The sequence below is a fragment of the Bradyrhizobium sp. 132 genome (genome assembly GCF_023074185.1).
In the GTDB taxonomy this organism is placed as follows: Bacteria; Pseudomonadota; Alphaproteobacteria; order Rhizobiales; family Xanthobacteraceae; genus Bradyrhizobium.
The window spans coordinates 38,103-50,539 of sequence record NZ_JADPKY010000041.1; the positions used below are offsets into that span (position 1 = coordinate 38,103).

13 protein-coding genes and 1 pseudogene are annotated in these 12,437 nt (G+C 62.4%); 13 read left to right on the forward strand and 1 reads right to left on the reverse strand.

Annotated elements, in window-relative coordinates:
• The first annotated feature begins 39 nt into the window (after positions 1-39).
• Positions 40-2,061, forward strand: a complete 2,022-nt coding sequence (locus IVA74_RS07275) for an ABC transporter ATP-binding protein (protein WP_247341155.1) — start codon at positions 40-42, stop codon at positions 2,059-2,061.
• Here IVA74_RS07275 and IVA74_RS07280 read toward each other — a convergent pair.
• Positions 1,989-3,226 (reverse strand): annotated as a pseudogene (locus tag IVA74_RS07280) (NAD(P)/FAD-dependent oxidoreductase). The gene IVA74_RS07275 and the pseudogene IVA74_RS07280 overlap by 73 nt on opposite strands.
• A gap of 664 nt (positions 3,227-3,890) precedes the next feature.
• Here IVA74_RS07280 and rpsL point away from each other — a divergent pair.
• The 12 genes from rpsL (at position 3,891) to rpsC (ending at position 12,436) form a co-directional block, all read left to right on the forward strand.
• A complete protein-coding gene (rpsL, locus tag IVA74_RS07285) occupies positions 3,891-4,262 on the forward strand; it encodes a 30S ribosomal protein S12 (protein WP_007603006.1) in 372 nt (123 codons plus the stop codon).
• A 15-nt stretch (positions 4,263-4,277) separates the two neighbouring features.
• Positions 4,278-4,748, forward strand: coding sequence for a 30S ribosomal protein S7 (rpsG, locus tag IVA74_RS07290; RefSeq protein ID WP_247341158.1), 471 nt, complete (start codon positions 4,278-4,280; stop codon positions 4,746-4,748).
• Positions 4,749-4,778: 30 nt separating this feature from the next.
• Positions 4,779-6,851 carry an elongation factor G gene (gene fusA, locus IVA74_RS07295; RefSeq protein ID WP_247341160.1) on the forward strand — a complete coding sequence of 691 codons (2,073 nt, stop codon included), beginning with the start codon at positions 4,779-4,781 and terminating at the stop codon, positions 6,849-6,851.
• A gap of 40 nt (positions 6,852-6,891) precedes the next feature.
• Positions 6,892-8,082, forward strand: a complete 1,191-nt coding sequence (gene tuf, locus IVA74_RS07300) for an elongation factor Tu (protein ID WP_247341162.1) — start codon at positions 6,892-6,894, stop codon at positions 8,080-8,082.
• An 82-nt stretch (positions 8,083-8,164) separates the two neighbouring features.
• Complete coding sequence (gene rpsJ, locus IVA74_RS07305; protein WP_002712302.1) at positions 8,165-8,473, forward strand: 30S ribosomal protein S10; 309 nt, start codon at positions 8,165-8,167, stop codon at positions 8,471-8,473.
• A gap of 53 nt (positions 8,474-8,526) precedes the next feature.
• Positions 8,527-9,240 (forward strand): 50S ribosomal protein L3, encoded by a 714-nt coding sequence (gene rplC, locus IVA74_RS07310; protein ID WP_247341164.1) that lies wholly within the window; start codon positions 8,527-8,529, stop codon positions 9,238-9,240.
• Position 9,241: 1 nt separating this feature from the next.
• Positions 9,242-9,862, forward strand: coding sequence for a 50S ribosomal protein L4 (gene rplD / locus IVA74_RS07315; protein ID WP_247341166.1), 621 nt, complete (start codon positions 9,242-9,244; stop codon positions 9,860-9,862).
• Positions 9,859-10,161: a 50S ribosomal protein L23 gene (locus tag IVA74_RS07320; protein WP_007603019.1), complete on the forward strand. Its 303-nt coding sequence runs from the start codon at positions 9,859-9,861 to the stop codon at positions 10,159-10,161. Before rplD ends, IVA74_RS07320 begins: the two co-directional genes overlap by 4 nt.
• A gap of 12 nt (positions 10,162-10,173) precedes the next feature.
• Positions 10,174-11,007: a 50S ribosomal protein L2 gene (gene rplB, locus IVA74_RS07325; RefSeq protein ID WP_247341168.1), complete on the forward strand. Its 834-nt coding sequence runs from the start codon at positions 10,174-10,176 to the stop codon at positions 11,005-11,007.
• A 12-nt stretch (positions 11,008-11,019) separates the two neighbouring features.
• Complete coding sequence (gene rpsS / locus IVA74_RS07330; RefSeq protein ID WP_074116739.1) at positions 11,020-11,298, forward strand: 30S ribosomal protein S19; 279 nt, start codon at positions 11,020-11,022, stop codon at positions 11,296-11,298.
• A 10-nt stretch (positions 11,299-11,308) separates the two neighbouring features.
• Positions 11,309-11,695 carry a 50S ribosomal protein L22 gene (rplV, locus tag IVA74_RS07335; protein WP_092034894.1) on the forward strand — a complete coding sequence of 129 codons (387 nt, stop codon included), beginning with the start codon at positions 11,309-11,311 and terminating at the stop codon, positions 11,693-11,695.
• An 18-nt stretch (positions 11,696-11,713) separates the two neighbouring features.
• Entirely contained in the window at positions 11,714-12,436 is a 723-nt protein-coding gene (gene rpsC / locus IVA74_RS07340) for a 30S ribosomal protein S3 (protein WP_247341170.1), read from the forward strand.
• Position 12,437 lies beyond the last annotated feature (1 nt).

Below are 12,437 nucleotides of genomic sequence, written 5' to 3' on the forward strand. Positions count from 1 at the left end.
TCTCTGCGGTCATGCCGGCCGTCAGCATCGGTTGGTTTCATGGCATCCAAGCCTCTCTCGCCCGACAACCAGAAGCTTGCCGCGGAAGACGCGGCCGAGCTCGACGACAAGCTCGCCTCCACTGCCAAGCCGGATCTTGAAGGAGACGAGGACGATGAAGAAGAGGAGGATGACGAGCTGGAGCTCGATGACGACGATGAGGACGAGGATCTCGTCGTCTTTACCGCGCGCGAAGCCGCCGGCGCGCTCGCGACCATCCTGGGTTTCGTCAAACCTTATCTGACGAACTACAAGCGGATGCTGTCATTCGTGGCGTTCGGCGTCTTCGTCGAGACCCTGTTCAATGTCATCATGCCACTCAGCCTGAAGTTCCTGATCGACGATGCACTCGGCGAGGAGGATTTCCAGGCGCTGTACAAGATCCTCGGCGTGCTCGCGGTCGCCGGCATCTTCACCTCGATCGTCGCGATCTGGTACGAGCGCTGGGATGCGCGGCTCGCGGCCTGCATCATCTCCGACGTCCGCAAACGGCTGTTCGCGCATGTCCAGGACCTGCCGGCGGCCTATTTCGGCCGCACCAAGCGCGGCGAAATCCTGTCGCGCTTCTCCGTCGACCTCGCGGCCTTCGAGGGCTCGGTCAAGACCTTTGCCAACAGCGCGGCACTGCCGTTCCTGGAGCTAATCGCGGGGATCATCCTGATGGTGTTCCTGAACTGGCAGCTCGCGGTGGTTGCGCTGCTGGTGTTTCCGATCACGCTGATCGGTCCGCGCATGCTCACGCCGAAGGCTGTTCAGGCGAACTACGAGCAGAAGCTCAACGAGTCCGCGCTGCTCGGCATGGTGCAGGAGAACGTGGCGGCGCAGGCCGTGATCAAGGCTTTCAGCCTGCAACGCCGGATGTTCGGCTTCTTCAAGTTCCGCAACGACGAGACACGAAACAGGATGGCCTCGGCGGCGTTCCTGTCGACCATGGTGGAGCGGACGGTCACCATCTCGGTGCTGCTCTTGCATATCGTCGTGCTCGCGATCGGCGCGTATCTGGCGACCAAGGGCCAGATCACCATCGGCACCTTCGTCACCTTCGAGAGCGCGTTCTGGGAGGTGTCCTACAACATCGCCCATGTGATGCATTTCATTCCCGTGTCGATCTCCTCGGCAGCCGCGATCCGTCACATGCAGGAGCTGCTCGACGAGCCCACGCGCAGCGCCGATCGAGCCGGCGCGCCCGACCTGCCGCGCATCACCAACGACATCACCTTCGACCACGTGTCGTTCCAGTACCAAGGCAGCCAGACGCCGGTGCTGGACAATCTCAGCCTCAAGCTCAATGTCGGCAAGCGCATCGCCATCGTCGGCCCCTCGGGCTCCGGCAAGAGCACGCTGCTGAACCTGATCCTGCGGCTTTACGTGCCGGACGAGGGCCGCGTCACCATCGACGGCGTCGATGTCCGCAAGGTGACGCTGGATTCGCTGCGCCGGAGCATGGCGGTGGTGTTCCAGGAGAACATGCTGTTCAACATGTCGATCCGCGAGAACATCCGGCTCGGCAAGGAGGGCGCGACCGACGAGGAGGTGGAGGAGGCGGCCAGGAAGGCCGAGATCCACCGCTACATCATGAGCCTGCCGCAGCGATACGACACGCCGGTGGGCGAGCGCGGCGATACCTTGTCGGGCGGCCAGCGCCAGCGTATCGCGATCGCGCGCGCGGTCATCCGTAATCCCTCCGTGCTGCTGCTGGACGAAGCCACCTCGGCACTCGACCAGACCACGGAAGCCGCGATCAACCGCACGCTGCTGAAGGTCGCCAAGGGCCGCACCATGATCTGGTCGACCCACCGCCTGTCCTCGGTGGTCGAGATGGACGAGATCATCGTGATTTCAGGGGGCAGGGCGATCGAGCGCGGCTCGCATGCCGAGCTGCTGGCCACGAACGGCACCTATCGCAAGCTGTGGAACGACCAGACCCACCAGCCGCATGGCGCGGCGGCTCACGTCGATGAGGACAGCGACGAGGATGAAGACGACCTCGACGAGGATGATGAGGACGACGAGGAGGAGTGACCGAGGAAGTTCGGCTCCAGATGAACTGCGCCTCCAAGCGGCCGCAATAGCCCCTGAACCGACCAGGCAATGAAGCGTGCCCAGCGCTGCGCCGTCCAGTAAGGGCTCGTCGCAATCGAGACCGAGCGGAAGTCGAACGCCTTCGCCGCCGACCATTCATCGCACTCCCGCTTGACCGGATCGGCGTAGAAGGCCGCGATCTTGCTTGTATCCATCCCGTCGGAGGCCAGCCACTGCGGGATGTAGACGTTGCAGAGCCGCTCGACGTCGGTGAAGACCTTGTCGCAGCCGGTGCCGGCGGCGGGGCAGGAGGTCGAGAAGGCATCGCCCACCAGCACCAGGCCGGGCTGGCCGCTTGCATCGTTCACATAGAGATCGACCGGGCGGATTTTCAGCTCACCGGGAATTTCGAATGGGCCGGTGATGCGCTTGAGCCGTGGCAGCGCGACGTTCAGCGTCTCGGCTGGCGCGCGGCGCAGCTCACGTAGCCAGGGATCGTCGAAGCCACGATAAACGAACAGATTGGCGCGCATCCGCGTGCCGATCGGAAACAGCGAGAGGTAGGGGATGCGGTCGCTCGGCCGTTCGAGAAATAGGTCAGCGCCGGGAAGTCGAACGAATCCCGTCCCGCGGGCACCACGTCGAACCCGATCGAAATCGAATGGCAGGCACTAACGATTTTCCGCGCGATTCCCAGCTGATGGCGCAGGCCAACGTTGAGGCCGTTGGCGAGCACGACCAGCCGGGCGGAGATCACCTTGTCGTTGGAGAGAGTGATCTTCTGCCGCTCCGTGCTCGTCTCGACCAAAACGGCCTTGGCGCAGATGCGCTCGACGCCGGCAGGAATTTCGTCGCGGACGGCGTTGACAAGCGAATCGTAGAGCATGCTGAACTGCCGGCTTGGCGCCTTGTCGAGGAGGCGGCCGAATCGCGCGATCCAGTTCTCGCCCACGAAGGTCGCGCGGCGCAGCACCGATTCGGCGATTCCAGTCCGCAAGAATCGCTCGAGTTGCGTGTGACCGCTGATTTTTTCGACTCGAAAGTCCGCCGAATAGCTCTCATGCGGATCAATCAAGACGGTCGACATGCCGCTACGGCCGAGCATCGCGGCTGCGGTCGAGCCGGACAATCCCCCGCCGATAATGGCAATGTCCGTGTACCGCATGGCGCAAATCTCTGCCGAAGGCGGCACATTGACGCTCCAACAGGAAAAAAAGCCTTAGCGAGGGTCATAAAAGTATATTTGACCCGGATGTAAATAGGTTCCAGTAGCGGAACATGCTCTTCGTTCCCATATCGGGAGGACGCAGCGAGGCGGCCAGAAAGCAAATTCGACAGGCGCGGGAAGCGCTTCTGACTGTCGTTTCGCCTTGACTTGACCGACACCCACTTATAGAAAGCGGCCACTTAACGACAGGCGGTGAGCATCGCCAGCGTCGGAACGGGCCACCCGTTTGATCCCTCTGGGGTCACCAAGACGGGCACCAACCTCGACGAATGCCGCTCAAACGCTGTCGATCATAGCTAGGCAATGCCAGTGCGATTTTAGGTCTCTTGAGCATGTTCTCTCGAGATCGAATTCGGATGCATGACCTCGATGCGCGGGCCGCAGCTTTAAGCTGACGGGTCCAGATATCGCGGTCCTCTGTGGCGTCGAAGCGCTTTCCGCTCAGTGATGAGTGGTTGGCGCGATTTCGCTTTGTGCGGTTTGTCCGCGGAAGGCGGCCCCTCGGGCGGGTAGTCCGGAGAATTTGCGGACCCGGTGACGGGCTGCGGCAAGACAGCGGACCCGAAAGGGGCCGCGGCGAACACAAAAGGGTAAGGCCAGGATGCCGACGATCAACCAGCTGATCGCTCAACCGCGGGAAGTGCAGAAGTCGCGTAAGAAGGTGCCGGCGCTGCAGCAGTCCCCGCAGAAGCGCGGCGTTTGCACGCGCGTCTACACCACGACCCCGAAGAAGCCGAACTCGGCGCTTCGTAAGGTCGCCAAGGTGCGCCTGACCAACGGCTTCGAGGTGATCGGCTACATCCCCGGTGAAGGTCATAACCTCCAGGAGCATTCGGTGGTCATGATCCGCGGCGGTCGCGTCAAGGACTTGCCCGGCGTGCGCTACCACATCCTCCGCGGCGTTCTGGATACCCAGGGCGTCAAGAACCGTAAGCAGCGTCGTTCGAAGTACGGCGCCAAGCGTCCGAAGTAAGCGGGAACCAGGTCCATGTCTCGTCGCCATTCTGCTGAAAAGCGTGAAGTCCTTCCCGATCCGAAGTTCGGGAACATCATCGTCACGAAATTCATGAACTCGGTGATGTACGCCGGCAAGAAGTCGGTCGCTGAGGGCATCGTGTACGGTGCGTTCGGCCTCATCGAAAGCAAGACCAAGCTGAGCCCGCTCGGCGTGTTCGAGCAGGCGCTCGAGAACGTCATGCCGACGATCGAAGTGCGCTCCCGCCGCGTCGGTGGCGCGACCTACCAGGTTCCGGTCGAAGTTCGCACGGTGCGCCGTCAGGCGCTGGGCATTCGTTGGCTGATCTCGGCTGCGCGCGATCGCAACGAGAAGACGATGACCGAGCGGCTCTCTGCGGAGCTCCTGGACGCGTCGAACAACCGGGGTAACGCCGTCAAGAAGCGCGAAGACGTGCACCGGATGGCGGAAGCCAACCGCGCCTTCTCGCACTATCGCTGGTAACGGCGACACACGGAATCTAAGGAACACTCCATGCCCCGCGTTCATGCCATAGAGAATTACCGCAACTTCGGTATCATGGCGCATATCGATGCCGGCAAGACCACGACCACCGAGCGCATCCTCTACTACACCGGCAAGAGCCACAAGATCGGCGAAGTGCACGAAGGTGCGGCGACGATGGATTGGATGGAGCAGGAGCAGGAGCGCGGCATCACGATTACGTCGGCCGCGACCACTGCGTTCTGGGAAGGCAAGCGTCTCAACATCATCGACACTCCCGGCCACGTCGACTTCACCATTGAAGTCGAGCGTAGCTTGCGCGTGCTCGACGGCGCCGTGTGCGTGCTCGACTCCAACCAGGGCGTCGAGCCCCAGACCGAGACCGTCTGGCGTCAGGGCGACAAGTACAAGGTTCCGCGCATCGTCTTCGCCAACAAGATGGATAAGACCGGCGCCGACTTCTACAAGTGCATGCAGGACATTATCGATCGTCTCGGCGCAAGGCCGATCGCGATCCAGCTTCCGATCGGCTCCGAGAACAACTTCAAGGGCCTGGTCGATCTCGTTCGTATGAAGGGCGTGGTCTGGGAAGAAGAGAAGCTCGACGCCAAGTTCGTCGACATCGATATTCCCGAGGACATGGTCGAGAAGGCCAAGGAATATCGCGAGAAGCTGTTGGAAGCCGCCGTCGAACTCGACGACGAAGTTCTTGCCGCTTACCTCGATGGCAAGGAGCCTGAAGAGGCGACGTTGAAGCGCTTGATCCGCAAGGCTGTGCTGACTGGCGCGTTCTTCCCGGTATTGTGCGGCTCGGCGTTCAAGAACAAGGGCGTGCAGCCCTTGCTCGACGCGGTCGTGGATTACCTGCCGTCGCCGGTCGACGTGCCCGCCATCAAGGGCGTCGACGAAGACGGCAACGAGATCGTTCGTCTGCCGGACGACAAGGAGCCGCTGGCTCTGTTGGCGTTCAAGATCATGGACGACCCGTTCGTCGGCACCATCACCTTCTGCCGCATCTATTCCGGCACGCTGCTGTCGGGTACCGGCGTCATCAACTCGACGCGCGACCGCAAGGAGCGCATCGGCCGCATGTTGCTGATGCATGCGAACAACCGCGAAGACATCAAGGAAGCCTATGCCGGCGACATCGTCGCGCTGGCTGGCCTGAAGGAAGCGCGCACCGGTGACACGCTGTGCGATCCCGACAAGTCGGTGATCCTCGAAAAGATGGAATTCCCCGAGCCGGTCATCGAGATCGCGATCGAGCCGAAGTCGAAGGCCGACCAGGAAAAGCTGGGCGTGGCGCTGGCGAAGCTCGCCGCGGAGGATCCGTCGTTCCGCGTGTCGACCGACCAGGAGTCCGGCCAGACCATCCTCAAGGGCATGGGCGAACTGCATCTCGACATCAAGGTCGACATCCTCCGTCGTACCTACAAGGTCGACGCGAACATCGGTGCGCCGCAGGTGGCGTTCCGTGAGCGCGTCACCAAGAAGGCCGAAGTCAAGTACACCCACAAGAAGCAGACCGGCGGTACCGGCCAGTTCGCCGAAGTGTCGATCGTGGTCGAGCCGAACGAGCCCGGCAAGGGCTACGAGTTCGAATCCAAGGTCGTTGGCGGTTCGGTGCCGAAGGAATACATCCCCGGCGTCGAAAAGGGCCTCAACAGCGTGATGGGTTCGGGCGTGGTCGCCGGCTTCCCGGTCGTGGACGTCAAGGTGACGCTGGTCGACGGCAAGTATCACGACGTCGACTCGTCGGCGCTCGCCTTCGAAATCGCTTCGCGTGCTGCATTTCGCGAGGCCTTGCAGAAGGGCAAGTCCGTCCTGCTCGAGCCGATCATGAAGGTCGAAGTGGTGACCCCGGAAGACTACACCGGCTCGGTCATCGGCGACCTGAATTCCCGGCGCGGTCAGATCCAGGGTCAGGACATGCGCGGCAACGCCAACGTCATCAACGCGATGGTGCCGCTCATGAACATGTTCGGTTACGTGAATAACCTGCGCTCGATGAGCCAGGGTCGCGCGACCTTCACCATGCAGTTCGACCACTACGCAGAAGCGCCGGCCAACGTGTCGGCAGAAGTCCAGAAGAAGTTTGCCTGATTGTCGTCGGTCTCGAACTGACGATTGAACGGAGAGTCAAATGGCCAAAGCAAAGTTTGAACGTAACAAGCCGCACTGTAACATCGGCACCATCGGTCACGTCGACCATGGCAAGACGTCGCTGACCGCGGCGATCACCAAGGTCCTCGCCGAAGCCGGCGGTGCGACGTTCACGGCGTACGACCAGATCGACAAGGCGCCGGAAGAGAAGGCGCGCGGCATCACGATTTCGACGGCGCACGTCGAGTACGAGACCAAGAACCGCCATTACGCGCACGTCGACTGCCCCGGCCACGCCGACTACGTGAAGAACATGATCACCGGCGCCGCCCAGATGGATGGCGGAATCCTGGTTGTGTCGGCTGCTGACGGCCCGATGCCGCAGACCCGCGAGCACATCCTGCTCGCCCGCCAGGTCGGCGTGCCCGCGCTCGTCGTGTTCCTCAACAAGTGCGACATGGTCGACGATCCGGAACTGCTCGAGCTCGTCGAGCTCGAAGTCCGCGAGTTGCTCTCGAAGTACGACTTCCCGGGCGACAAGATTCCGATCATCAAGGGCTCGGCGCTCGCCGCTCTCGAAGATTCCGACAAGAAGCTCGGCCACGAGGCCATCCTCGAGCTGATGAAGGCCGTCGACGAGTACATTCCGCAGCCGGAGCGTCCGGTCGACCTGCCGTTCCTGATGCCGGTTGAAGACGTGTTCTCGATCTCGGGCCGCGGCACCGTCGTGACCGGCCGTGTCGAGCGCGGCATCGTCAAGGTCGGCGAGGAAATCGAGATCGTCGGTCTGCGCGCCACGCAGAAGACGACCGTCACCGGCGTCGAAATGTTCCGCAAGCTGCTCGATCAGGGCCAGGCCGGCGACAACATCGGTGCGCTGCTTCGCGGTACCAAGCGCGAGGACGTCGAGCGCGGCCAGGTGCTGTGCAAGCCGGGTTCGGTCAAGCCGCACACCAAGTTCAAGGCTGAGGCCTACATCCTCACCAAGGAAGAGGGCGGTCGCCACACTCCGTTCTTCACCAACTACCGTCCGCAGTTCTACTTCCGCACCACCGACGTGACCGGTGTCGTGCATCTGCCGGAAGGTACCGAGATGGTGATGCCGGGCGACAACATCGCGATGGAAGTGCACCTGATCGTGCCGATCGCGATGGAAGAGAAGCTTCGCTTCGCGATCCGCGAAGGCGGCCGCACCGTCGGCGCCGGCGTCGTCGCCTCGATCATCGAGTAATTACGAGAATAGGGATCGGCGAATAGCGAATGTGACCTTCGCTATTCGCTATTCGCCACCCCACTGAAGAGAGACCACGGCAATGAACGGCCAAAACATTCGTATCCGTCTCAAGGCGTTCGACCATCGTATCCTCGATACGTCGACCCGCGAGATCGTGAACACGGCGAAGCGCACCGGCGCGCAGGTCCGCGGACCCATTCCGCTGCCTACCCGCATCGAGAAGTTCACCGTCAACCGTTCGCCGCACGTCGACAAGAAGAGCCGCGAGCAGTTCGAGATGCGCACCCACAAGCGCCTGCTCGACATCGTCGATCCGACCCCGCAGACCGTCGATGCTTTGATGAAGCTCGACCTGGCCGCCGGTGTCGACGTCGAGATCAAGCTCTAAGATTTTTGGATCACGTTCGCACCTAGCGGACAGAAAGAACAGGAAGCACGCCGATGCGCTCCGGAGTGATCGCACAAAAGGTCGGGATGACGCGGGTCTTTACAGAGGCCGGCGAACATATCCCCGTGACCGTGCTGAAGCTCGGCAATTGCCAGGTCTTAGGCCACCGCACTGAAGAGAAGAACGGTTATGTCGCTCTCCAGCTTGGTTCTGGCAGCCGCAAGACCGTTTACATGCCCAAGGCGGAGCGCGGCCAGTTCGCGGTCGCCAAGGTCGAGCCGAAGCGGCAGGTCGAGGAATTCCGCGTCTCCGCGGATCAGATGATCCCCGTCGGTGCCGAGATCCTGGCCGACCACTTTGTCGTCGGTCAGTTCGTCGACGTCACCGGTACTTCGGTCGGTAAGGGTTTTGCCGGCGGTATGAAGCGCTGGAACTTCGGCGGTCTGCGCGCCACCCACGGCGTGTCGGTCTCGCACCGTTCGATCGGTTCGACCGGTGGCCGTCAGGACCCCGGCAAGACCTGGAAGAACAAGAAGATGGCCGGCCACATGGGTGTCGACCGCATCACCACGCTCAACCTTCGAGTTGTCCAACTCGATGTCGAGCGCGGTCTGATCCTCGTCGAAGGCGCCGTTCCCGGTTCCAAGGGCGGTTGGATCCGCGTTCGCGACGCTGTCAAGAAGCCGCTGCCGAAGGAAGCTCCGAAGCCCGGCAAGTTCAAGGTTGCTGGCGAAGCGGACGCTGCTCCGGCTGCGCAGGAGGCGTGAGATGGAATTGAAGGTCACGACCCTCGAAGGTAAGGAAGCCGGCTCGGTCCAGCTTTCCGACACCATTTTCGGCCTCGAGCCGCGCCAGGACATCATTGCACGTTGCGTGCAGTGGCAGCTCAACAAGCGCCAGGCCGGTACGCACAAGACCAAGGGCCGTGCCGAGATCTGGCGCACCGGCAAGAAGATGTACAAGCAGAAGGGCACCGGCGGTGCTCGTCACGGTTCGGCCCGCGTGCCGCAGTTCCGCGGCGGCGGTCGTGCCTTCGGTCCGGTGGTGCGTTCGCACGCCACCGACCTGCCGAAGAAGGTCCGTGCGCTCGCTCTCAAGCATGCGCTCTCGGCCAAGGCCAAGGACGGCGATCTCGTCGTGATCGACAAGGCCGCGCTTGAAGCTGCCAAGACCAAGGCGCTGCTCGGCCACTTCTCCGGCTTGGGCTTGACCAACGCGCTGATCATCGATGGTGCCGAGCTCAACAACGGCTTTGCCGCTGCTGCCCGCAACATCCCGAACATGGACGTGCTGCCGATCCAGGGCATCAACGTCTATGACATCCTGCGCCGTCGGAAGCTTGTTCTGACCAAGGCCGCCATCGATGCGCTGGAGGCGCGCTTCAAATGACGAAGAACATCGAGCCTCGCCATTACGACGTGATCCTGTCGCCGGTCGTGACCGAAAAGGCGACGATCGCCTCGGAGCACAACAAGGTGCTGTTCAAGGTGGCCGCGAAGGCGACCAAGCCGCAGATCAAGGAAGCGATCGAGAAGCTGTTCGACGTCAAGGTCAAGAGCGTCAACACGCTGGTCCGCAAGGGCAAGACCAAGATCTTCCGCGGCAATCTCGGTTCGCAGTCGAACTCCAAGCGCGCGATCGTGACTCTCGAAGAGGGTCACCGGATCGACGTGACCACCGGTCTGTAAGGTCGCACGACGATGGCACTGAAGACATTCAATCCCACGACGCCGGGCCAGCGCCAGCTGGTCATGGTCGATCGTTCGGCTCTCTACAAGGGCAAGCCGGTCAAGGCGCTCACCGAAGGCAAGCATTCCTCTGGCGGCCGCAACAACACCGGTCGCATTACCGTGCGTTTCCGTGGCGGTGGTCACAAGCGGACGCTGCGCACCGTCGATTTCAAGCGTGAGAAGATCGACGTTCCCGCGACCGTCGAGCGGCTGGAATACGATCCGAACCGCAGCGGCTTCATCGCGCTGATCAAATATCAGGACGGCGAGCAGGCCTACATCCTGGCGCCGCAGCGCCTGGCCGTGGGCGACACCATCATCGCCGGCAACTACGTCGACGTGAAGCCGGGCAACGTCATGCCGCTCGGCAACATGCCGGTCGGCACGATCATCCACAATATCGAGCTCAAGATCGGGAAGGGCGGCCAGCTCGCCCGTTCCGCGGGTACCTATGCCCAGCTCGTCGGTCGCGACCAGGACTACGTGATCATCCGCCTGAATTCGGGCGAGCAGCGCCTGGTGCACGGCCGTTGCCGCGGCACGATCGGCGCGGTGTCGAACCCGGATCACATGAACACCTCGATCGGCAAGGCCGGCCGCAACCGCTGGCTGGGCCGCAAGCCGCACAACCGCGGTGTTTCGATGAACCCGATCGACCATCCGCACGGCGGTGGTGAAGGTCGGACCTCGGGCGGTCGCCACCCGGTCACTCCGTGGGGCAAGCCGACCAAGGGCAAGAAGACCCGCTCCAACAAGTCGACCAACAAATTCATTCTCCTAAGCCGCCACAAGCGGAAGAAGTAAGGATCGCCGGACATGGTTCGTTCAGTCTGGAAAGGCCCGTTCGTCGAGGGTTCTCTGCTCAAGAAGGCAGATGCCGCGCGCGCGTCCGGCCGTCACGACGTCATCAAGATCTGGAGCCGTCGCTCGACGATCCTGCCGCAATTTGTCGGCCTGACTTTCGGCGTTTACAACGGTCAGAAGCACGTGCCGGTGGCCGTCAACGAGGAAATGGTCGGTCACAAGTTCGGCGAGTTCTCGCCGACCCGGACCTTCCATGGCCACTCCGGCGACAAGAAAGCCAAGAGGGCTTGAGGATTAAACGATGAGCAAACCTAAGCGCGAACGGAGCCTCGCCGAGAACGAGGCCAAGGCGGTCGCCCGGATGCTTCGGGTGAGCCCGCAGAAGCTCAACTTGGTCGCCCAGCTCATTCGCGGCCGGAAGGCGGCTTCTGCTCTTGCCGACCTGCAGTTTTCGCGCAAGCGGATCGCGGTTGACGTGAAGAAGTGCCTGGAATCGGCTATCGCGAATGCCGAGAACAACCACGACCTCGACGTCGACGATCTCGTCGTGGCGCAGGCCTTCGTCGGCAACGGCCTGGTGATGAAGCGCTTTGCCGCCCGCGGCCGTGGCCGCTCGGGCCGTGTCTACAAACCATTTTCGCAGCTGACGATCATCGTTCGTCAGGTCGAAGCCGAAGCAGCGGCTTAAGGGACGCAGGAGCACACGATGGGTCAAAAGATCAATCCGATCGGTCTGCGTCTTGGCATCAACCGGACCTGGGATTCCCGCTGGTTCGCCGGCAAGCAGGAATATGGCAAGCTGTTGCACGAGGACGTCAAGATCCGCGAGATCCTGCACAAGGAGCTCAAGCAGGCGGCTGTCGCCCGCATCGTGATCGAACGTCCGCACAAGAAGTGCCGCGTCACCATCCACTCGGCTCGTCCAGGCGTGGTGATCGGCAAGAAGGGCGCCGACATCGACAAGCTGCGCAAGAAGGTCGCGGACATCACTTCGTCCGACGTCGTCATCAACATCGTCGAAATCCGCAAGCCGGAGCTCGATGCGACGCTGGTGGCGGAATCGATCGCGCAGCAGCTGGAGCGCCGCGTGGCGTTCCGCCGGGCCATGAAGCGCGCCGTTCAGTCGGCGATGCGTCTCGGTGCGGAAGGCATCCGGATCAACTGCTCGGGGCGTCTCGGCGGCGCGGAAATCGCGCGCATGGAGTGGTATCGCGAAGGTCGCGTGCCGCTGCACACGCTGCGGGCCGACATCGACTACGGCGTTGCGACCGCGTTCACGACCTTCGGCACCTGCGGCGTCAAGGTCTGGATCTTCAAGGGCGAGATCCTCGAGCACGATCCGATGGCCCAGGACAAGAGAATGGCCGAAGGCGAGACTGGTGGCGGCGGCGATCGCGGCGGCCGGCAGCGCCGAGACAACGCGGCCTGAG

What these genes read in the sequence shown, in the direction of transcription:
- IVA74_RS07275 (WP_247341155.1), top strand. Translation starts at nt 40, where the DNA reads ATGGCATCCAAGCCTCTCTCGCCCGACAACCAGAAGCTTGCCGCGGAA.
- rpsL (WP_007603006.1), top strand. Translation starts at nt 3,891, where the DNA reads ATGCCGACGATCAACCAGCTGATCGCTCAACCGCGGGAAGTGCAGAAG.
- rpsG (WP_247341158.1), top strand. Translation starts at nt 4,278, where the DNA reads ATGTCTCGTCGCCATTCTGCTGAAAAGCGTGAAGTCCTTCCCGATCCG.
- fusA (WP_247341160.1), top strand. Translation starts at nt 4,779, where the DNA reads ATGCCCCGCGTTCATGCCATAGAGAATTACCGCAACTTCGGTATCATG.
- tuf (WP_247341162.1), top strand. Translation starts at nt 6,892, where the DNA reads ATGGCCAAAGCAAAGTTTGAACGTAACAAGCCGCACTGTAACATCGGC.
- rpsJ (WP_002712302.1), top strand. Translation starts at nt 8,165, where the DNA reads ATGAACGGCCAAAACATTCGTATCCGTCTCAAGGCGTTCGACCATCGT.
- rplC (WP_247341164.1), top strand. Translation starts at nt 8,527, where the DNA reads ATGCGCTCCGGAGTGATCGCACAAAAGGTCGGGATGACGCGGGTCTTT.
- rplD (WP_247341166.1), top strand. Translation starts at nt 9,242, where the DNA reads ATGGAATTGAAGGTCACGACCCTCGAAGGTAAGGAAGCCGGCTCGGTC.
- IVA74_RS07320 (WP_007603019.1), top strand. Translation starts at nt 9,859, where the DNA reads ATGACGAAGAACATCGAGCCTCGCCATTACGACGTGATCCTGTCGCCG.
- rplB (WP_247341168.1), top strand. Translation starts at nt 10,174, where the DNA reads ATGGCACTGAAGACATTCAATCCCACGACGCCGGGCCAGCGCCAGCTG.
- rpsS (WP_074116739.1), top strand. Translation starts at nt 11,020, where the DNA reads ATGGTTCGTTCAGTCTGGAAAGGCCCGTTCGTCGAGGGTTCTCTGCTC.
- rplV (WP_092034894.1), top strand. Translation starts at nt 11,309, where the DNA reads ATGAGCAAACCTAAGCGCGAACGGAGCCTCGCCGAGAACGAGGCCAAG.
- rpsC (WP_247341170.1), top strand. Translation starts at nt 11,714, where the DNA reads ATGGGTCAAAAGATCAATCCGATCGGTCTGCGTCTTGGCATCAACCGG.